Source organism: Sulfitobacter sp. 1A15106 (genome assembly GCF_043556995.1).
Taxonomy (GTDB): domain Bacteria; phylum Pseudomonadota; class Alphaproteobacteria; order Rhodobacterales; family Rhodobacteraceae; genus Sulfitobacter; species Sulfitobacter faviae.
The window spans coordinates 1-19,363 of record NZ_JBIFFM010000022.1; the positions used below are offsets into that span (position 1 = coordinate 1).

A 19,363-nucleotide genomic window follows, 5' to 3' on the forward strand; every position below is an offset into this window, starting at 1 on the left:
CATGAGGGCCATGAGGGCCATGAGGGCCATGAGGGCCATGAGGGCCATGAGGGCCATGAGGGCCATGAGGGCCATGAAAAATCGTCCGCGGTTTCCACGCAAGCAGAAAAGGCCCATCATCAGTCGGATGCTGTGACAGGCGCCGAGACGTCCGCCTCCTATGTTTGCCCGATGCACCCGGAAGTGACCTCGGACACGCCCGGTTCCTGTCCAAAATGCGGCATGGACCTCGTCCCGCAGGCCGAGGCCGGAGAGCACGTGCACCACGGCCATCACGCCGAACCGGCCACGGAGCCGACAGGCCCCTATACCTGCCCCATGCACCCGGAGGTCACCTCTGACACGCCCGGCTCCTGCCCGAAATGCGGCATGGACCTCGTCCCGCAGGCCGAGGCCGGGGAACACGCGCATCACGAACATGGCCATCACGCCGAACCGGCCGCAGAGCCGAAAGGCCCCTACATCTGCCCGATGCACCCGGAGGTGACTTCCGACACACCCGGGTCCTGCCCTAAGTGCGGCATGGACCTCGTCCCGCAGGCCGAGGCCGGGAAACATGCGGACCACGGCCACGGCCATCACGCCGAACCGGCCACGGAGCCGACAGGCCCCTACACCTGCCCCATGCACCCGGATGTCGCCTCCGACACACCGGGTTCCTGCCCCAAGTGTGGCATGGACCTCGTCCAGCAGGCCGAGGCCGGAAAGCATGCGCATGGTGGACATGGCGGTCACAAGCACCACAAGGACATGCCAGCGCAAGAGGGCCAAGGAGAGCACGCCGCGCATGGCGCCCACGAACAGCAGGATGCGCATGGCGCGCATCATGGCCACACAGGCCACGGCGCGGCGCCAGACATCCCGGGGATCGAACCGCATTTCATGTCAATGGTCGAACTCACCGAAGGCAAACCGGTCAGCCCCGACGGATTGGTCATGGAATGGATAGACGCGCCCTTTGGCCCCTTCTTCCCGGGTCTTCCGGGCGGTCTGCACCTGGACCTGACCCTCGATGGAGACAGCGTCGCGGGCACCGCGGTCAGAGGGATGAAGATGGCGGCGCTGCCATCAGGCGTTGCTCTCGAAGACTTCGCTGATCATCTTGCGGACGCGGTGCCCTTGTCGCCGGTGGCAATGCGCGAACTGGCTTGCCGTGCTGCCGAGAAGGCTACCGGACAAACTGCACCCAAGGACACTCTGGCCGCCCGCGCCGCAGCAGTGGAACGCGAACGGATTGCAAGCCATCTCAACTGGCTGGCCGGGTTGGCTCGACAAGCGGGCCTTGCACCGCTGGGGCGCCGGGCGGCGGCCATGGAACACCGCGTCCGGACGGCTAAAGCGGATGAGGTGGCAGAGCAAGCAACTTCTATAACGAGCCTTCTGTACGGTGCACTCAACCGATCACTTATGGGACCAAAACTGACCGGGATCGGGACGCTTCAGGGAGCATCGGAAGGTCCTGTGGCACGTGCGGCGGACCATGCGTCCGATGCCAGACACGGCGACGGGGTCTACGACGAATTAGGTTTCGAACCGATCACGCAGGATGAAGGCGACGCCATGGCGCGGCTCCGCCAGCGCTGCGCAGAAATCGGGCAAAGCCTTGACCTGATATCGGCGGCGGGCGCGACCGCGATGCCAGAGATGCCGCGTGCAACAGGCGACGGCCACGGCACGGCAACGTTGGAAACACCGCGCGGACCCGCAACGCTGCACCTGACATTAAAGGGCGGTACAGTCGCCTCGGCCCATCTGAAGACGCCGTTCTCCGACCTCGCCGCGCATGTGCCCGACCTGATAAAGCAGATGGAACTTGCCGACGCACTGACCGCAATCGCCTCGCTCGATCTCGATCCCTGGAGCGCGACCCAATGAGCATCGCGGTGATTATCCTCGCTCTCGCGATCGGCTGCTACGCCGTGGCCGTTCTGGAAGGCTGGGCCGTCCATGGACGCCTCAGCCTCACACGGCCGGCGACCTCGGCGCTAGCGCTGCTGGGCCGCGAACAGATCCTGCCGCGCACATCTGACAGGCTGTTTTTCGAGGCTGGCCCGGTCCTCTTGCTGGTCGCGGGCCTGTTGTCAGTCGCCGTTATCCCACTGGCACCGGGGCTGATCATCACCGATCTGGCCATCGGCGCGTTGTTTCTGAACGCCGCGCTGGCTTACGTGCTGGTTGCGCTTATCATGGCCGGCTGGGGGCCGAACGGGGCCTACGGGATGATCGGCGGCTGGCGCTTTCTGGGCCAGTTCGTCGCCTATGCCATGCTGATCGTGATGCCCATAACGGCAGTTGCGATGCGGGCCGAGTCGCTCTCCACCACGCAGATCGTCCTGTCGCAGGCGGCCTTGTGGAACGTCGCCTATCAGCCCATCGGCTTCGTCCTGTTCGTCATCGCGGCGATGGGTGTCGCCTGGCTGCCGCCCATCGACCTGCCCACCGGCGGCGGCGATCTGGCGGGTGGAGTCGAGGCCGAATACACCGGCGCGCGGCTGGCCGTCCTGCGACTGGCGCGGCTTGTGATCATCGTCGCACTGGCCAGCGCGACCGTTACCTTCTACCTCGGCGGCTGGCTTGGACCGTGGCTGCCGGGCTGGGCCTGGACTGCGCTCAAGACACTTGGTGTAGCGGCCGCGATGCTGATGCTCGGGCCGCGCCTGCCGCGCCTGCGCGAGGCGAAGTATCTGGAACTGAGCTGGAAGCTCGGCATCACCCTGGCGCTGGCCAATATCTTCCTTGTGGGCGTCATCGCCCTCGTGGTGCCGATATGAGCCTTGCCACCGCTCTGTTTCTCGCCTTTTTCGGCACCGCCGCGATCTGGTTCGGGGTGGTCGTCTTTCGCACACATTCGATGGTGCGTTCGGCCATTGCGCTCCTGTTCAGTCAGACCGCCATCGGGGCGATGTTCCTTGTCATGCAGGCCGAATTTCTGGGCGTGCTCCAGATCATGATGATGGCCACGGAGATGAGCGTCATGGCGATTTTCATGGTCATGTTCATGATGGACCCCGGCGGCATGGGCAAGATGGACATGACGCACCAGAAACGCCTGTCGCTCTGGGCGGGCGGGATTGGCTTGGTCGCCGCACTGGTGGTGATCTGGACCGCCGGCTGGCAAGGCCCCGTGCCCGACGTGCCCGGGGCCGATGAACAGGCGCGCTTGCTGGGCCGCGAACTGCTGGGCCGCTCCATGTTCATTTTTGAAAGCGCGGCGCTGATGATCCTGACCGCGATGATCGCGGCGACCATGGTCGCGATCGCCCCGCAAGAAAAGGATAGCCAATGATCCCGGAACTCATGATCGCGCTCAGCGTCGGTGCGGCGCTTTTCGGCGTTGGCCTCTATGGTGCGCTCAGCCAGACCAACCTTGTGATGATCATCATGGGGGTCGAGTTGATCCTTGCCGCGGCACTGCTCAATCTCGTGGCGTTCTGGCGCTATCTGCACCCCGATGTGACAGCGGCGAAGATGTTCGTGCTGATCGTCATGGCGGTGATGGCGGTCGAGATGGCCGTGGGTTTCGGCATCGCCATCGCCCGGTTCCGCTCGCGCGGGTCGGTCGAGATGGAAGAAGCGCGGGAGCTCAGGGGGTGATCTGGCTTTCGCTGACGATCCTCGCGCCTTTGGGCGCGGGCCTGACGACACTTGCGCTCCGGCGCATGCCCGAGGCGATTGCGCTGACCGGTGCGGCCTTGGGCCTTGCCGGGGCGATTGCTCTGTTGGCCGGGGTGGCGGGCGGTGCGGATGTCACGGCCACCCTGCCCTTCCTGCCGGACCTGCCGATCCGGCTGGTGGCCAACCCGCTGACGGCAACGCTGGCGCTGGTCGTCGCGACCGTCGCGGCGATGGTCCTGACCTATGCGGCGGGTTACATGTCCCATGACCCCGAGCGCCCCCGCTTTTTCGGCACCATGCTGATGTTCGTGGCCGCGATGCAGCTTCTGGTGCTGTCGGGGGACTGGATCACCCTGCTGGCCGCGTGGGAGATGATTGGTTTTGCCTCCTACCTTCTGATCGGCTTCTGGCATAGGCGAAAGGGCGTGCCCGGAGCGGCCATGCGGGCATTCCTCTATACCCGGACGGCCGATCTGGGCCTCTACCTCGCGGCCTTCCTGCTGATCGGTATCGCCGGAACCTCCGAGATTTCGGCCACGCTTTCCACCACCGGCACCCCGGCGCTGATCGCAGGGCTGCTGCTCTTGTTTGCGGCGATGGGGAAGTCGGCGCAGGTGCCGATGCAGGACTGGCTGATGCGGGCGATGGCGGGGCCAACGCCGGTGTCTGCCCTGCTCCACTCGGCCACGCTGGTGGCGGCGGGGGCGATCCTGCTGATCCGGACCGCGCCGATGCTGCCCGGCGGCGCGCTTCTGGCCATCGGGATTGTCGGCGGGGCGACGGCGGTGATTGCCGGGCTGATGGCACTGGCCGCAACAGACCTCAAGCGTCTGCTCGCCGCCTCGACCGCCAGCCAGTACGGGCTGATGCTGATCGCGGTGGGGGCCGGCGCGCCCGTTGCCGCGCTTTTGCATCTGATCGCGCATGCCGCGATCAAATCGGCGCTCTTTCTCGGCGCAGGCGTCTTTCAGCACGACCGCGAGAGCACCGATCTGGACACGCTTGCCGGCGCGGGCCGCGCCCGGCCCGGCATTTTTGCGGGCTTTGCACTGGCCGCGCTGGCGCTGGCCGGGCTGCCACCGCTCGCCGCCTTCTATTCCAAGGACGCAATCCTCGCCGCGGCTCTCGATAGCCCCTCTGCCGCGTGGTTTCTGCCGCTGGCCCTTGCTGGGTCGGTGCTGACCGGGGCTTATATGGGCCGGGCATTGAAGGTGCTGTGGTCCGGCACGCCGGAGAAGCCCCGCGATAAGGTGCCGCTCATGGCCGTCGGCATGGGCGTTCTCGTGATACTCGCCGCGACTCTGGGCTTCGCTTTCAAACCGCTGGAGGCGATGCTGGGCGCGCATCTGGCCGAGCCCGGCTGGATCGTCCCGGCCATGGGGCTGGCGGTGGGTCTGGCCGGGCTGGCGCTTGGCTGGCTGCTGGCCCCCGCCCGCCTTCTGGGTCCGCTGCTTGCGCCAGCACGAAACGGCTTCCCGCTCGCAGGTGGCATGGACGCCCTCGTGGTCCGCCCGACGCTGGCCCTGGCACGGCTCTGCGACCGCCTGGATGCCTGGATCATCCGCCGTGTCGTGCTGGGCGGCATCGTCGCAGGTACACAAGCATTGTCACGCCGGATCGAACGCGCCGAAGACAGTCTTCTGGCGCTGCTCAACGCGGTGGGCAGGCTCAACCTGTCCCTCGGGCTGGCCAGCCTGCGTTTTGACCGCGACACCATCGATCGTGCGATCTTTGGCCTTGTCGATCGCACAATCGCCCTCGGCACCCGCGCCCGCCGTCTGCAAAGCGGCCTTATCCACCGCGAAATGGCGCTGACCGTCGCCGGAATCGCTCTCGTCACCGGCGTACTCCTCGCCGCCCCGTTCTACTTCTGAGGATCGCGCCCATGCCGCTTCTGACCATTGCCACCTTCCTGCCCATCCTTGCCGGTCTCGCGCTCATGGCGCTGCCCGACCGGTCCACGCGAACGGCACATGCGGTGTCCATCGCCGCCACGGGGGCCGTGTTCCTGATCACACTGGCAATCTGGGCGCGCGGCATCGTGGCCGGAGACTTCGCCCAGGTCGAGGAAATCGCCTGGATCCCCGCCATCGGCGCGGCCTACCGGCTGGGCGTGGACGGATTGAGCCTGCCTCTGGTGCTGCTGACCTCGCTTCTGTTTTTCCTGTCGGCGTTGTATTCGGCGCGGATCGGGGAGCGGGCGGCCTCCTATGTGGTGCTCATGCTGATGCTGGAAACCGCCTCGCTCGGCACGTTCATGGCGCTTGACGGCCTGCTCTTCTACGTCTTCTTCGAGGTCTCGCTGGTCGGCATGTACTTCATGATCGCAGGCTGGGGCTATGAAGAGCGTCAGCGGGCCGCACTCATGTTCTTTCTCTACACGCTTCTGGGCTCGCTGCCGCTCCTGCTGGCGATCATCGGGCTTTACCTCGGATCGGGCACCTTCGACATGCGTGTCTGGGTCGAGGGCACCGCACTGGGCGGGCTTCCTGCCATGCTGGCGCTGATCGCGATGCTCGTGACCTTCGCGGTCAAGATCCCGGCCTTCCCGGTCCACACCTGGCTTCCGGCGGCGCATGTGCAGGCGCCCACGGCGGGCAGCGTGATCCTGGCCGGCGTGATGCTGAAATTCGGTACCTACGGGCTTGTGCGCTTTGCCTACCAGATGACGCCCGAGGCCTTCGCACAGGCCGGACAGGTGATCCTCGCCTTCGGGGTGGTCAGCGCGCTATACGGGGCCTTCGCGGCACTGGCGCAGAGCGACCTGAAAAAGATGATCGCCTACACGTCCGTTAACCATATGGGGTACGTGGTGATGGGCGTCGCCATTGCTGCACTGGCGACAGAGCCGCGCATCCGGACCATCGCATTGGATGGCGCAACCCTGCAAATGGTCAGCCACGGTCTGGTCACGGGCGCGCTCTTTTTCCTTGTGGGGATGTTGCAGGACCGGGCCCATACCCGCGGAATCGGCGATTTCGGCGGGCTGCTGGGCCGTGTGCCGTGGCTTGGCTGGGCCTTCATCCTGTCGGCTTTCGCCTCTCTCGGGCTGCCGGGGCTCGCACACTTCCCGGCCGAATTCCAGATCTTCCTTGCCACGCTGAACGGCATGCCCTGGGGGTTGATCGCGATCCTGGCCATCGTGATCACCGCAGCACTCTACCTGCGCGCCATCGCCGGCGTCTTCCTGGGCGAGATGAACGACAAATGGGCCGACATGCCGGATCTGGATAGGCGTGAAAAGCTAGTGATCCTGCCGCTTCTCGTCCTGACCGTTCTGATCGGTGTCGCGCCCGGCTGGCTGATTGACATGATCCACACCACTATGATGGGCCTCGGCAACTGATGGAGATGGGCCGCGATCTTGCCCTTCTGGCGCCGGAGCTGACGCTGGCCGCCGCGGCGATGCTGATGATCGTTGCGGAGATGTTTCGCGCGGCGCGGCTGGTGCTGGCCATCGGGCTGGCCGGGCTTGCGGCGGCGACGATCCTGACGCTGCCGATGCTGAGCGTCGACGCCACCGTCTTCGGCGGCACCTACCGGATCGACCTGATTTCGGGCTGGGCCAAGCTGATCCTGCTGCCCGGCACCGCACTGTCCCTGCTGCTGGTCCGGGCCGAGATTGCTGGCCGCCGGCGCGAGGGCAGCGTTCAATCCCTTGTCGTGCTGGTGACCCTCGGCGCGCTGATGCTGTCGGGGGCGGGCGACATGATGGTGGTGGTGATCGGTGTCGTGCTCACCGGTCTGGGCTCTTTCGCGCTTGTGGCCTGGCCGCGCGACGATGCGGCCACCGAAGCGGCGATGAAATACCTCGTCTTCGGGGCGGTCACCGGATCGGTGATGATCTACGGGCTGACCTTCTGGTTTGGGGGCTCCGGTTCGACGCTGTTTTCGAAACTTGGCCAGTTGCAGGGCCAGACACTTGTGATCATCACCGGGCTGATCGCCATCATCGTCGGTCTGGGTTACAAGGGAGCTCTGGTGCCGTTCCATTTCTGGGCACCGGACGCCTATCAGGGGGCGCCCGTCTCGATCGCGGCCTACCTGTCCGTCATCACCAAGGCGGCCGCCTTTTTCGCCTTCGCACAGGTCCTGCGCGACCTGCCCCGTGACGGTGGCTGGCCTCTGGCACTGGCGGTGATCGCGGCGGCGACAATGACCTATGGCTATCTCGCCGCACTGGTGCAGACCTACCTTGTGCGCCTCATCGCTTATTCCTCGGTGGCACAGTCGGGATATTTCCTGATGGGCGTCGTGACCCTTGGGGCCAGCGGCTTTGCCGTTCCGGGCATTCTGGTCTTTGCCGCCGCCTACGTGGCGATGAACCTCGGCGCCTTTGCGGTTGTCCTGCTGGCCGGGCGCAATCTGGGCGATCTTGAAGGCTTTGGTCGCACCCATCCGTGGCTCGGCGCGGCGATGGTGGTGTTCCTGCTGTCACTGACCGGCATCCCGCCGCTTTTCGGTTTCGTGGGCAAGTTCTACCTGCTCTCGGCAGCGGTCGAGGCCGGGTATCTGTGGCTTGCGATCATCGGCATCCTGAACTCGGTGCTGGCGCTCGGGGTTTATCTGCGGCTGGTGGTGCCGATGTATCGAACTTCTTCGACAGAGCACCCATCAGAGGTGGGCGCTGTTCTGGCCCAAGGAACAGTCGTAGTCACCGTGCTTGTCACGCTTCTTATGGGGTTCGCGGCCGGGATCCTGCCCGGGCCGTAGACCAGACATCGGCATGGATTTGAAGGTGACCGGGCCAGCCCGCCGGTTTGAGACGCGTTCAAGCGAAGAGCATCGGACATTCGCGCGCGCACTTTTTGCGCGCGATGATGTAGATGAGGTGCTGGGTCCCGAGACCGGCAAGCAGGCAAAAAAATCTACGCATAAAACACGAACAGGGTATCGACCACTGCCACAATCGTCAGCGCGCATCATCGCATGTGTCGCGTTGCCCTTTAATCTGAGACGCGACGCGTTTGGCGACAATTTTTGCCCTTAATTGTGAGATACGGCTGTCATGGGGCCCCTGTTTCTCGCGCACCTTTGCGCGATGTGATCAACCGCGGCAAGCAATCGAGGCTCCTTCTCGAAGGCGCGCAAGAGAGCAACCCTTGCATAGTCGTCGATGCTTTTGCTGACGATGGCTGCCTTAGCCAAGGGATGAGATCGAGCGGCGGCGATTGCGGCGAGGTAGAACAGCCTAACTTCCGATCTGGGGTTCTGGACAGCGAACGACGGATCCCCGCGGAAGGTTTTGAGTGACATGGCAAAGGTGACTGCGCGCATTGCGCGCCGAAGTTGCTTGGGGCCGCGCGAGCGCGCGGCGCACTCAAGCATCTCTGCCCCGCGGCGCGCTCGGTATATCAGTTTTCCAGATATTTGTTCCTCACGGAGTTTGCCAAGGGTCTGCACAAGTCTCGTCCCGCAAACTTGGCAGTCAAATGCCCAGGCCCGCCTCCAATGCCTGAGCGAAAGACCCTCTCTGGCGCATTGCATGCAATGCTGGAATGGCATCTGAGCCGTCAGCGAGGCTTCTCGTGGCGTCATTGCCGGAAAGGTCAAAGATCGAACAACATCTGGGTTAACCCGTGCGGCGTTGGCAATCTTCGCCGCCGCAGCCGCGTCGACGTTGAAGTCCAAGGCGGTGCCATGCGCGGTATCGATTCTGAGATGAGCCAGTAGTTCCGCATCATCACAGTAGTTGGCCGCCGCCAGCCGAGACAACCAACCTGACAACAACTCGTCTGGCAGCGGCGCGACAGTCTTGGGCAGCGGGTGCGGCTTCACACCCGGGACTTCTGGAGCCGCCGATGGGGGTTCGCATGGCGCGACCAAACCGGCGTCCATTTTGCGATTGCGTCATCGGTGATGCATTCCTCGCCTGTGATAATGGCGTCGATGGAAAGATCCTTGACCAGAGCGAAGATGCGCGAGGTCACCCCACCGGTCAGTGCCAAGACCTGCTTGAGAGATTTGACCTTCAGGTTGGACTTCTTTTCCAGTGGCATGGCAGCAATAAGGGTCTGGATCATGTCCGAGAACTCGGCATCGTCGCGCCAGTTTGGCAGATGATGTTCGTCCAGCCGTCGGGCAAGCTGGATATCACCGCGAATAGCATCGACGGCCTCGCTGACCCCAAGGCAGACCAGTGACACCTCGAGTTCATTGCTGAGATACCGCAGGACATTGAGAAATCGGCGCTGTTCGCGGTGGGTCCCGGCCAAGAGATTGTGGACCTCGTCGATCATGATCATCCGCAGGCCAAGGTCGCGTAAGAGCGCGATGACACGGACTTCGAGGGAAGCCACATTTTGAGCGCGGGCGCTAAGAGCCGTCGCCGGGGCGCCGACGGCGGCCAGGATGTGCAGGTAAAACCGCCGTTCATCAGGTGCGGGCGGCGCTTGCAACAGCAGAAGCGGTGTGCGGGTGATGCCCGACGCCGGATCGTATTCTGGTGCGTACTTGCGCGACAGGTTTCGGGCAATCATCGTCTTTCCGATCCCGGAGGCGCCATGCACAAGAAGCCCAGGCATACGGGTTTGTCGTGGCGCTTCGATCATGCCCTGCAAGCGGTCCAACACCTGTTCCGCCCGAGGAAAGCCGATCCAGATATCCGATTGAATGAGGGCGATCCGGCCGTCTTCTTCAGTTGTCCCTGCCCTCAATTCACCATCTCTCCACCTTGAACAATGGGCGCGATGTATCACCCGTATCGATCGGGCGCAGCCCTTCGGTTGTCGAGACGGCCGAGTTCGTGCCCTTCAATGTCCCTTTTCTTTCACGGGTTCTGCGTTCGGCCTTCGTCAGGCCCCGGCTTTCAGCTTCGATCTGGCGTTGCTGTCGGATCAGCTCAGCCAGCACCAGCTCATTAGACCCGGACTTGCCAAGGGCACGGGCCTTCCTCATCGCTTCGCGATATTCCCAGAGCGAGACGGGCGGAATTTCCAGGTTTCTGTACCGCGCCTCAACATACCGGCCATCGTCCAGTTCGACCCAGATCATTGAGATATCGCGAGGATCGTAGCGAACGACCACCTTTCCATCCCCGCGCCCAATGTGGCCTGCAAGGGCATCGGACCAGTACCTTATCTGGAACAGATGGATGCCGTCACGCCTGATCTTGCGCAGTTCACTCGGCAGGAAGCTCACCTGAAAGGCTTCCATCTCGAAGGGGATGTCGCCTGTCATTTGCTCTGAGAGCGCCTCCCATTTGGCAACGGGCGTGCAGCCAAGACTTGAATGAATGCTGTTGTTGTAACGGCAGATTTCCAGAGCAAACCAGCGATCGAATTCGCTCAACGTCATCGTGGCCTTGCTTTCGGCGTCATAGTCGCCCTTTGCCGCGATCGAGGATTGCGTTGTTCCCGGCAACAGGTGAACGGCCCCCATCATGGTGCCGATCAACCGTTCGATGTGACCACCGAAGTGAGGACTTGCTGGCGGTCGATAGACCAGATCGATCCCCCAATCCGCACAGGCCGACCGAAAGGCGCGCGACCGGAAATCGCGACCGTTATCGACGTGGATGCTGTGCGGTTTGCCCTGTGCCGGCCAAGGAACATCGCACGCCAATTCCGCAAGAAGTTCCTCCTTGAGGGCCACCGCCTGTGTCAGGCAAAGCGCCACTGACAGACGCGAAGGTGCCTCGAGAGAGGTGTAATATCCGGTCACCATCCGCGTTGCGACGTCGATCGCCAGCGTGACCCAAGGCCGCCCAATTGGTTTGCGTTCAAAGCCGTCGACAAGAATGATGTCCGCCGGTGTATGATCAATTTGGACGATCTCCAGTGGCATACTGGCCTTGTTCTCACCTGTGACCGGCGCAAATTTCTGGCGGGCCGCCTTTGCGCCCTCTCGTGCCTTCGCAACTTCGCGGGCATCCATCGCATCCAGACGACGCTGAACCGTTCGCCGTGTCGGCGGTTGCAAGCCCTCCTGCCAGCAAGCGCTGCGGATTTCTGTCACGACGCGCGACAAGCTCGAACGCTCCCGGCGCAAGAAATAGCGGCGAAGGTGCTCCTCGATTACCGCTTCGACTTTGCTGGATATTAACATCGTCCCGGTCGGGCGGCCCCGTTTCCGCGGAGCCAGAGCGCTGGTGCGCCCACCCTCTTCCGCCAACCGTTTTATCCAACGCCAGACCGTCGCCCTGCTGACACCAAGCTCCCAAACGGCGTCATTGATGCCACGTTCCAGGCTGCCAGTCCCATTGAGATATGCCTGAACAAGAGGGCGCAGCACCGCGGCCCTGCGCGCCTCTTCAGCACCAACAGCAACGCAGTCTTCGCCATCATCATTCATCGATATTTGCCGCAAATGTCTGTGAACCCTGTCTCAGGTTTAAGGGCAAAAATATCAGAATTAAAGGCAAAATCTCATATTTAAGGGCAAAGCTCAGCCGTTGATTTCGTTGGATTTCCCATCTCACAATTAAGGGCTACGCGACACATGGATTTCGATGCGGATGTCGCGGCTGTAGTCATCGCCCAGAAGAGCCCTCACCCGCGCCTCGACCGCGCCGCCTGCGTCATGATCCGTATGCACAACCTCCGGCTCTTCGGTCAGGTTGAAACGGATCAATGGAGAGGTCGCGGCGCGAATGATCTGGGGGTGCAGCTCCGGAGGCGCGCCTTCGATCAGTTGTGCTACATTGGCGGCCCGTCCGGCGGCTTCCGCGCCGATCGCCGCCTGCACGGCGAGTGTTCTTTCGTCAACGAAGAACCAGAGGCTCACCGCCTGCGCCACGACGATAACACCCAGCACCAAGAGTGAGATCTGCGTGCGCAGTCTCCACGGGCGCGTTTTCACGAACTGACCTCGACATCGCAGGTCAGGCTGTAACCGCCGTTGCGCACGGTGGAGATGACACGGGGGCGCAATACGTCCGGTTCGATCTTGCGGCGCAGGCGGCTGATCTGATTGTCGATCGTCCGGTCAAGCGGTCCGGCCACGCGCCCCGCTGTCATTTCCAGCAGCTCATCGCGGCTCATGACGATACGCGGGCGTTCGAGCAGGATGGACAGGAGTTTCAGCTCACCGGAGGTTACCTGATTGCGGGTGCCGTCCGGGGCGGTCAGGGTCCGTCCGTCATAGTCCAGTTCGAGATGGGCGAACCGGATGCGCTTGCCCGCGAATGGGTCCTGCGGAGGGCTCTTCTCGCTGCGTCGCATGATGGCCCTGATCCGGGCCAACAACTCGCGCGGATTGAAGGGTTTGGAGAGATAATCATCCGCGCCGCCTTCCAGACCCTCGATGCGGTCGTCGTCCTCTCCGAGGGCGGTCAGCATCAGGACCGGTGTGCCGCACTCCTGACGCAATCTTTTGCACGCAGTCAGCCCGTCTTCGCCGGGCATCATCACATCGAGCACGATCAGATCGAAAGAATGTCTTGCGCGCTGAGCGTCCATCTCTGCGGCACTTTCGGCGACCGAGGTTCGCATGCCGTTCCGTTCGAGATAGCTTGAAACGGAATTGCGGATCTCGTCATGGTCGTCGACGACCAGAATGTGGGCAGGTTCGCTCATACCCGGTGTATATCAAACCGCCGGTGTAAATGTCCGCCCCCTCTTTGTAGCCAAATGTAACGGCAGTTTGACGCGTCGCGGGAGCAGGGGGGACAATAGGAGCCCTCAAGTCTGCGACAGCGCATGTTCCGGCGGTCTGCGGATCGCCAGCCGGTGCACCCCGGCGGATTGCTGTTCTTCCATGCGGGGCGGCGTCCCGGCGAAGAAGGTCGTGATTTCCTGATACCTGATCCGCGTATCCTCAAGCGCCTGATAGTATCGGAAAAGCTCCTTCAGTGGGGCCGAAAAGTCTTTGTGCGCGGCGAGGACCGCGACCAGTGCCCCAAGCGTGATCCGGCCTTCGATGACGAAATATCCGCCAAGTGAGTAGAACAGAAACGGTGTCAGCGCCGTCAGAAAGTTGTTGAGCGCCTTGATGAAGAACTTGAGACGAAAGATCCTTCTGCGTACCTGCTCCAGCGCCTTGAAACTAGCGCCCGCCGCCGACAGGCCGGACGAGGCGCCCTGTCGTTCGCGCAACTGCTCGCTCAGTTGCCTGCCAAGATCGCGGACCTCTTTGATCCGGATACGCGACAGGGTGTTCACCCGGCGCTGCAGCTTCGGGAGCAGAATAAGCTGAATGGGCAACACGGTCAGCGCGGCGGCACCCAGGATCGGGTCCTGAATGAACATGAACAGCAGAATGGTGAAAAGCGTGCCACCCTGCAAAACCGGCAGGGTCAGGACTTCGGCCGCGAAGCCGCCGATGGGTTCCACTTCCTGTGCGAGTATTGGGACGATCTCGCTTTGCTCGGACGCCTCCGCATCCGAGCGCCACCGCCGATAGATCAGCAGCCTGAAGCGTCGGAGAAACCGCTCCGCCGTATAGCCCTTGAAGACGTTGAGCGTGTATTTGATGAGTCCGTTCAGGCTGATCGACAGCAAATACAGCCCGCAAAGCAGCAGCAGGAATATGACCTGATCCAAACTCTGGCCCAGAACCTCGACCGGGAAAGTCGCGGATTCCAGCGCATTGTTCACGATCTGCTTGGGCAGTTCCAAGGTCAGATACAGGATCGGAAGCGCGAGAAGGCTCAGCATGATCATCTGCGCCTGCTGCCGTCTGGTGTAGCGCAGGACCGAGCTGAACAACCCGGCATCAAGCCCCCTCACGTGGTTCATGCGCGCGACCGGTTTTGCCGGGCGGCTCCAGAGCCGCAGGATACCGCGCAGGACGAGATAGAGGGCGACGCCGATCAGCAATCCCGGCGCCAGGACCAGAATGAGGTGAATGAACGGATGAACCCAGTCCGGCGTCGTATCATTGTAATCGTATCCGAAGAGGGCGGAGACGTCATGTACGAGGACGTGATACCTGTCCATCAGCGACATTGGAGCGCGCTCAATATCCGGCGGGTGAGGCGAGGTGATCATGCACGATGATGACCCCCCACATCCCGGCATCTCTGTGGCCGGGGACCAGACAGGCAAATTCCAGATTGGTCACGTCTGAAAACTTCCAGATCAGTTCCCCGGTTTCACCGCTGGGTATCGATATGAAGTTGGCGGCGTCATGGGTCATGTCCGGATGCTCCTGCATCCATTGCCGGTTTTCGGTGACTTCATCGAAGGAGCCGAGAAAGAAAGTGTGATCGAGTTTGCCGGAGTTCGTGACCCGAAAGCGGACAACCGCTCCGTTCTCGATGTGAAGCGCATCCGGATCAAAGAGCATGTAACCGCTTCCGGTCTCCCTGACCGTGATGTCGACCGTCCTGTCGGGCGTGGCATCGCCGGGGGGTTCTCCGATCGGGTCATGGTCCGGAAGGTCGTAGGCCCTCAGATGGGGTTGCTGGCTTTTGCCATCGGACGCATGCGCGGAGAGGGCGGACAAGATGAGCGCTGCCGCGAGGGTGCAAGTTTTGAACGATGTCTTCATGTGCTCAACGCCTCCGCAGTAGGGGAAATTCTAGAACCGGGTTTATTCGATCGATTGAAGCCGTGAGCCCAAGGGTTCAGCAAACGTCGGATCTGGGTACTACCGCCGCTGGCGCGGTACACCATCGTCGCAGACGGGCGCCCAACGGGGGAAAGAACGGGCGCGGTGTACGCCCGTTCTGGTATTAACGTTATCGCAAGGCGGTGCTCGCGATCCGCACTGACCGTTTAGTGAGTAACGGAGACTTCGCGGAACATGCCGGATTCGTAATGACCGGGGATCAGGCAAGCAGCTTCGAACGTGCCGTTATTTGCAAATGTCCAGATGATTTCGGCATCTTCGCCGGGCGCGAGCCGGATGCGGTTGGGCTCATTATGACCCATATTCATACCGCTCATATCCGCCATTTCGTTCTTGTGCGCGGCGTTCTTCTTTTGCGAGTCGAGAATGAACTCATGGTCCAACTCGCCCTCGTTGCGGACGACGAAACGGACGGTCTCGCCTTCTTTGAAATCCAGATCGCCGCCCTTGAACAGCATTTCGCCGTCGTCTGTTTCGACCATGTCGATCTCGACCGTGCGGTCCACCGCAGCGGCATCGCCGGGCATGCCGATCTTCATTTCTCCATGGGTGTCGCCGGACTTGTTTCCGTGAGCCGCTTCGCCGGCAAACCCCGGTGCCGCAAAGGAGGAAGCCAGTGCGATTGTCAGCAGTAGATGTTTCATCTGTTTAGTCCTTGGTTGCTTTTGGGTTCAGGTATTGGCCGGAGGACTCATCAGCCCTCCGGATTGCTCCCGCAGGAACAAATCTCAGAATTGAAGGCGTGTACCGATCACGACCGAGAACTCATCTGTATCCCCACCGGCCGCGCGGGTGATGTCCCGCGTGTCGCCGAACGAGGTCTCGTAGTTGACGCCGATATAGGGTGAGACCGCACGGTCGATGAGGTCGTAACTCAGCCGCGCACCGATCTCCATGACTGCGCCACCCGCACCCCGCCCCCGGGCGATGTCATCCTTCAGCGGCATATCGATCTCGATGTTCGGGGTCAGGATCAGACGGTTGGTAAGGAGCAGTTCGTATTCCGCCTCGAAACTGAAGAACGAATAGTCGGAGAGGTAGAGATCGGCGTCGATCTCGAACCACTGCGGCGCGAGCCCTTTTACCCCCACGACAGCCGCGTAGCGTTCCGGAACGCCCTCGGGTGTGCTGGCATAGGCTCCGACCACGCCGTTAAAGAAGGTCGAGATTGGAAACCGGAGACGTAGCTGGTTTTCGAGGCTTTCGAACTCATCGGACGAAAGACCGTATTCAGCTTCGCTGCGCCACACCAGCTTGAGCTCATCCGTGCCGATGAGGGCGTCGAAATCCCAGACAAGGACCTCTTCGTCATCCAGTGCGCGAATTTCCAACTGTTCCGCCTGCACGCCCCAGATCAGCTGTTCGGTCTGTTTGACGGGCTGAGCCTGCACGAGCGAGGCCCAAGGAAGGATGAGGCCGGCCAGTCCGGCGAGTTGACTGTATTTCATTACGTTCGTCCTTTGTATTTCCCGGCTCAAGCCGCGCGTCCCTTGACCACGACCTTGCGGAACATTCCCGCCCGCGCGTGGTAGCTGAGGTGACAGTGGAACGCCCATTGACCGGGGGCGTCGGCCTCGACTTCGATGTCCGTCGTGGCGGCGGGATTGATGTTCACGGTGTGCTTGATGGGATTGCGCGGACCGTGACCGGCATCGATGATCGACCACATCCCGTGCAGGTGCATCGGATGCGACATCATCGTTTCGTTGATGAACCGCATGCGCACCCGCTCGCCGTATCGGAGCGTGATCGGGGCGGCATCGTCGTATTTCACGTCGTTGATCGACCAGATGTAGCGCTCCATGTTACCGGTCAGCCGCAACACGATGGTGCGTGAGGGTGCGCGGTGACGGTAACGAGGGCTGGCGGCGCGCAGGTCTGCGTAGGACAGGAACTTGCCGCCGTTGTACGCGACAGGCGTCAGTCCGCTGCCCGGGACATAGAACGGATCGCCGCCATCAGACATTGCCATTCCGCTCATACTGTCCATGCCGCTCATACCGTCCATTGCGGGCTTCTGCATCTGGGCATGGTTCATGCCTGACATCGGTGCCTTTTTCTTCTGCTGCATCTGCGTGTGGTCCATGCCGTCCATCGCAGGCTTTTGCATCTGCGTATGGTCCATCCCAGCCATCGAAGTCTTTTTCTTCGGCTTTTCCTCTGACGGGGTCATCGCAGGCATCGGGGGCTGCTGGCTGGATTGCATGTTTGAATGGTCCATGCCTGTCATGTCGGTGTGGTTCATTCCGGTCATGTTCTGCATGACGTGGTCGCCCATACCCATGCCCATATCCATACCCATACCGCCCATCATGCCGCTCATGTCGGCCATGGTGAGCAAGGGCTTGGGTCTGAGACGGGGCACGGCACCGGCATAGCCCTCTCTGGGTGACAGGGTGCCCCGAACAAGCCCGTTGCGGCCCATGGATTCCGCAATAATGCTATAGACCTTGTTCTGCGTAGGCTGGACGATGACATCATAGGTCTCGGCAACCGCGACCCGCAGTTCATCCACGGCGACAGGCTCCACATCGTTGCCGTCAGCCTGCACGACGACCATTTTCAGTCCCGGTATCCGCATGTCGAAGTAGGTCATCGCGGAGGAGTTGATGATCCGAAGGCGGACCTTCTCACCGGGCCGGAACAAACCGGTCCAGTTTTGCGACGTGCTGCGACCGTTGATCAGCGAGGTAAATCCCTGCACGTCTTCGACGTCGCTCGGCAGCATGCGCATGCGCCCCCACATGCGGCGCTCTTTCAGCGTCGCCTTGAGACCGTCCATGCGGGCGTCTCGGATCAGGTCCTGAAAAGTGCGCTGCGAACGGTTGTAGTAGTCGGACTGCATCTTGAGGTTCCGCAAGATGCGGTTGCCCGGATGGGGATGTTTGTCGGCCAGCTGAACGACATAGTCGCGGTGCGCTGGTATGCGTTCCCTGCCGCGCGGCTCGATCACGATCGCACCGTAGGCGCCATCCGGCTCCTGAAGGCCTGAATGGCTGTGGAACCAATAGGTCCCGGCCTGCTGGATCGGGAAGCGATAGGTAAAGGTCTGACCGGGGGCGATGCCGTTGAAGCTGATCCCCGGAACGCCGTCCTGACGGAAGGGCACGATAAGTCCATGCCAGTGGATCGAGGTGCTTTCGCTGAGGTTGTTGGTCACGTTTATCGTAACCTCCTCACCTTCCTTGAAGCGCAGGATCGTCGGAATCTGGCTGCGGTTGTAGCCCACGCCCATCTTCTGAAAATCGCCCGTGTTGATGCGCACCGGGTCGACTGTGATATTGTAGGTTCCCTGAGAGGTCACCTGCGTGGAGCCATGCGCGCTCAACGCTTTGGGCATCGCAAAAGCCGCAGCCGCAGCCAAGCCGAACTGACGCCGCGACAACCCCTTCGCCAGCTCTTCAGAGGTACTGAGCGCCGTATCCCAGAGGGCCAGCTGCTTTCTATTGAAGAATTGCATTCGTTTTCCTTGTATTAGTCTGTCTGAAAGGTGCCGCAGCGCGCGTGCTCAAGGGTTCGACGGCGTTTTGGAGGTCAGTCGCACCCGGCTCGGCACAGTTCGCTTCGAACACGGCACGTGCCGGGGGGCGTTTACGCGCGGTTCTGCCTTGCAACTTGCGAGGGTCAGCGCGGGGCCTGTTTCGAGTTCTGAATTTGTCGGATCCATGATTCACGTGCCCTCCGTGGAACTGGAGGTTTTATCGCCGGAACGCCTGCAAAGGATCAAGAATACATATGGTTACATATGGGGTTAGGGTGTGCTGACCGTCGGTAGGGTGGGTGGTTGCTGATGTGATTTGCTTTGGTTCGGGAAGGGCGAAGGGGCGCCTACGCAGTTGCCCGAAGGTTCGCGAACGCGCTTGATGTAGATCATCTTTCGCTTGCTATGCCCGGTTTCCAGAGATGATCGGCGAAAGACGGGAGTGTGCGTAATTTTGTGCCCTGGCGCCTTTAGTTACGCCATGGGAAAGCGTTCTTCGAACATGATGGCGAGTTGGCTTTTAACGCGGTGCCATTCACGCACAGATCGCTTCCACTCGACGGAAGTAGCATTGAGCGCCAAGTAGATCAACTTTGCTGCCGCCTCATCGCTCGGGAAGTGGCCTCGGGTTCGCACCGCACGCCGGATTTTCGAGTTCAGGGCTTCTATGGCATTCGTTGTGTAAATCAGTCGGCGCACTTCGGGCGGGTAGTCGAGAAACGGGATCACCTCGTTCCAGGCTCGGCGCCAGCTCGG

17 protein-coding genes and 1 pseudogene are annotated in these 19,363 nt (G+C 61.9%); 7 read left to right on the plus strand and 11 right to left on the minus strand.

Going from position 1 to position 19,363, the window contains the following annotated elements; translation table 11 throughout:
* Positions 1-171: 171 nt before the first annotated feature.
* The 7 genes from ACGYKA_RS19465 to ACGYKA_RS19495 are packed head-to-tail and all read left to right on the plus strand — an operon-like array spanning position 172 to position 8,328.
* Positions 172-1,875, plus strand: coding sequence for a heavy metal-binding domain-containing protein (locus ACGYKA_RS19465; RefSeq protein WP_223228837.1), 1,704 nt, complete (start codon positions 172-174; stop codon positions 1,873-1,875).
* Positions 1,872-2,771 carry a complex I subunit 1 family protein gene (locus ACGYKA_RS19470; RefSeq protein ID WP_088665111.1) on the plus strand — a complete coding sequence of 300 codons (900 nt, stop codon included), beginning with the start codon at positions 1,872-1,874 and terminating at the stop codon, positions 2,769-2,771. The genes ACGYKA_RS19465 and ACGYKA_RS19470 overlap by 4 nt, the downstream gene beginning before the upstream one ends.
* A complete protein-coding gene (locus tag ACGYKA_RS19475; protein ID WP_017469393.1) occupies positions 2,768-3,286 on the plus strand; it encodes an NADH-quinone oxidoreductase subunit J in 519 nt (172 codons plus the stop codon). Before ACGYKA_RS19470 ends, ACGYKA_RS19475 begins: the two co-directional genes overlap by 4 nt.
* On the plus strand, positions 3,283-3,594 hold the full coding sequence (gene nuoK / locus ACGYKA_RS19480) for an NADH-quinone oxidoreductase subunit NuoK (protein WP_088665110.1): 312 nt from the start codon (positions 3,283-3,285) through the stop codon (positions 3,592-3,594). The genes ACGYKA_RS19475 and nuoK overlap by 4 nt, the downstream gene beginning before the upstream one ends.
* Positions 3,591-5,489: an NADH-quinone oxidoreductase subunit L gene (locus ACGYKA_RS19485; RefSeq protein WP_088665109.1), complete on the plus strand. Its 1,899-nt coding sequence runs from the start codon at positions 3,591-3,593 to the stop codon at positions 5,487-5,489. Before nuoK ends, ACGYKA_RS19485 begins: the two co-directional genes overlap by 4 nt.
* 11 nt (positions 5,490-5,500) lie before the next feature.
* Positions 5,501-6,961: a NuoM family protein gene (locus ACGYKA_RS19490; protein WP_088665108.1), complete on the plus strand. Its 1,461-nt coding sequence runs from the start codon at positions 5,501-5,503 to the stop codon at positions 6,959-6,961.
* Between the two features lie 5 nt (positions 6,962-6,966).
* The gene (locus ACGYKA_RS19495) at positions 6,967-8,328 is read left to right on the plus strand and encodes an NADH-quinone oxidoreductase subunit N (protein ID WP_394439807.1); all 1,362 of its coding nucleotides are present in this window, start codon (positions 6,967-6,969) and stop codon (positions 8,326-8,328) included.
* 273 nt (positions 8,329-8,601) lie between these two features.
* Here the strand turns inward: ACGYKA_RS19495 and ACGYKA_RS19500 are convergent, their stop codons facing one another.
* The 11 genes and pseudogenes from ACGYKA_RS19500 to ACGYKA_RS19550 all read right to left on the minus strand — a co-directional run.
* Positions 8,602-9,393, minus strand: coding sequence for a TniQ family protein (locus ACGYKA_RS19500; protein WP_065335308.1), 792 nt, complete (start codon positions 9,391-9,393; stop codon positions 8,602-8,604).
* Positions 9,390-10,313 (minus strand): TniB family NTP-binding protein, encoded by a 924-nt coding sequence (locus ACGYKA_RS19505; protein WP_245897677.1) that lies wholly within the window; start codon positions 10,311-10,313, stop codon positions 9,390-9,392. The genes ACGYKA_RS19500 and ACGYKA_RS19505 overlap by 4 nt, the downstream gene beginning before the upstream one ends.
* A complete protein-coding gene (locus ACGYKA_RS19510) occupies positions 10,273-11,907 on the minus strand; it encodes a Mu transposase C-terminal domain-containing protein (protein ID WP_028288640.1) in 1,635 nt (544 codons plus the stop codon). The genes ACGYKA_RS19505 and ACGYKA_RS19510 overlap by 41 nt, the downstream gene beginning before the upstream one ends.
* 147 nt (positions 11,908-12,054) lie before the next feature.
* Positions 12,055-12,414, minus strand: a pseudogene (locus tag ACGYKA_RS19515) (two-component sensor histidine kinase); the annotation flags it as partial.
* Positions 12,411-13,130: a response regulator gene (locus tag ACGYKA_RS19520; RefSeq protein ID WP_088664274.1), complete on the minus strand. Its 720-nt coding sequence runs from the start codon at positions 13,128-13,130 to the stop codon at positions 12,411-12,413. The pseudogene ACGYKA_RS19515 and the gene ACGYKA_RS19520, both read right to left, overlap by 4 nt.
* Positions 13,131-13,235: 105 nt before the next feature.
* Positions 13,236-14,501 (minus strand): ABC transporter transmembrane domain-containing protein, encoded by a 1,266-nt coding sequence (locus ACGYKA_RS19525; protein ID WP_009827249.1) that lies wholly within the window; start codon positions 14,499-14,501, stop codon positions 13,236-13,238.
* Positions 14,502-14,511: 10 nt separating this feature from the next.
* Positions 14,512-15,045, minus strand: a complete 534-nt coding sequence (locus ACGYKA_RS19530; RefSeq protein ID WP_009827248.1) for a copper oxidase — start codon at positions 15,043-15,045, stop codon at positions 14,512-14,514.
* A 227-nt stretch (positions 15,046-15,272) separates the two neighbouring features.
* Entirely contained in the window at positions 15,273-15,770 is a 498-nt protein-coding gene (locus tag ACGYKA_RS19535) for a plastocyanin/azurin family copper-binding protein (protein ID WP_009827247.1), read from the minus strand.
* Positions 15,771-15,854: 84 nt separating this feature from the next.
* Positions 15,855-16,574, minus strand: a complete 720-nt coding sequence (locus ACGYKA_RS19540; RefSeq protein ID WP_065335300.1) for a copper resistance protein B — start codon at positions 16,572-16,574, stop codon at positions 15,855-15,857.
* A 26-nt stretch (positions 16,575-16,600) separates the two neighbouring features.
* Positions 16,601-18,586, minus strand: coding sequence for a multicopper oxidase domain-containing protein (locus tag ACGYKA_RS19545; RefSeq protein ID WP_009827245.1), 1,986 nt, complete (start codon positions 18,584-18,586; stop codon positions 16,601-16,603).
* A 495-nt stretch (positions 18,587-19,081) separates the two neighbouring features.
* On the minus strand, positions 19,082-19,363 hold a 282-nt coding region (locus ACGYKA_RS19550; RefSeq protein ID WP_394439810.1), incomplete at its 5' end, for a transposase.

Excerpts from the sequence above, each read along its gene's own strand:
- ACGYKA_RS19465 (WP_223228837.1), top strand. The coding sequence starts at position 172 with ATGCACCCGGAAGTGACCTCGGACACGCCCGGTTCCTGTCCAAAATGC.
- ACGYKA_RS19470 (WP_088665111.1), top strand. The coding sequence starts at position 1,872 with ATGAGCATCGCGGTGATTATCCTCGCTCTCGCGATCGGCTGCTACGCC.
- ACGYKA_RS19475 (WP_017469393.1), top strand. The coding sequence starts at position 2,768 with ATGAGCCTTGCCACCGCTCTGTTTCTCGCCTTTTTCGGCACCGCCGCG.
- nuoK (WP_088665110.1), top strand. The coding sequence starts at position 3,283 with ATGATCCCGGAACTCATGATCGCGCTCAGCGTCGGTGCGGCGCTTTTC.
- ACGYKA_RS19490 (WP_088665108.1), top strand. The coding sequence starts at position 5,501 with ATGCCGCTTCTGACCATTGCCACCTTCCTGCCCATCCTTGCCGGTCTC.
- ACGYKA_RS19495 (WP_394439807.1), top strand. The coding sequence starts at position 6,967 with ATGGGCCGCGATCTTGCCCTTCTGGCGCCGGAGCTGACGCTGGCCGCC.
- ACGYKA_RS19510 (WP_028288640.1), bottom strand. The coding sequence starts at position 11,907 with ATGAATGATGATGGCGAAGACTGCGTTGCTGTTGGTGCTGAAGAGGCG.
- ACGYKA_RS19520 (WP_088664274.1), bottom strand. The coding sequence starts at position 13,130 with ATGAGCGAACCTGCCCACATTCTGGTCGTCGACGACCATGACGAGATC.
- ACGYKA_RS19525 (WP_009827249.1), bottom strand. The coding sequence starts at position 14,501 with ATGTCGCTGATGGACAGGTATCACGTCCTCGTACATGACGTCTCCGCC.
- ACGYKA_RS19530 (WP_009827248.1), bottom strand. The coding sequence starts at position 15,045 with ATGAAGACATCGTTCAAAACTTGCACCCTCGCGGCAGCGCTCATCTTG.
- ACGYKA_RS19535 (WP_009827247.1), bottom strand. The coding sequence starts at position 15,770 with ATGAAACATCTACTGCTGACAATCGCACTGGCTTCCTCCTTTGCGGCA.
- ACGYKA_RS19540 (WP_065335300.1), bottom strand. The coding sequence starts at position 16,574 with ATGAAATACAGTCAACTCGCCGGACTGGCCGGCCTCATCCTTCCTTGG.
- ACGYKA_RS19545 (WP_009827245.1), bottom strand. The coding sequence starts at position 18,586 with ATGCAATTCTTCAATAGAAAGCAGCTGGCCCTCTGGGATACGGCGCTC.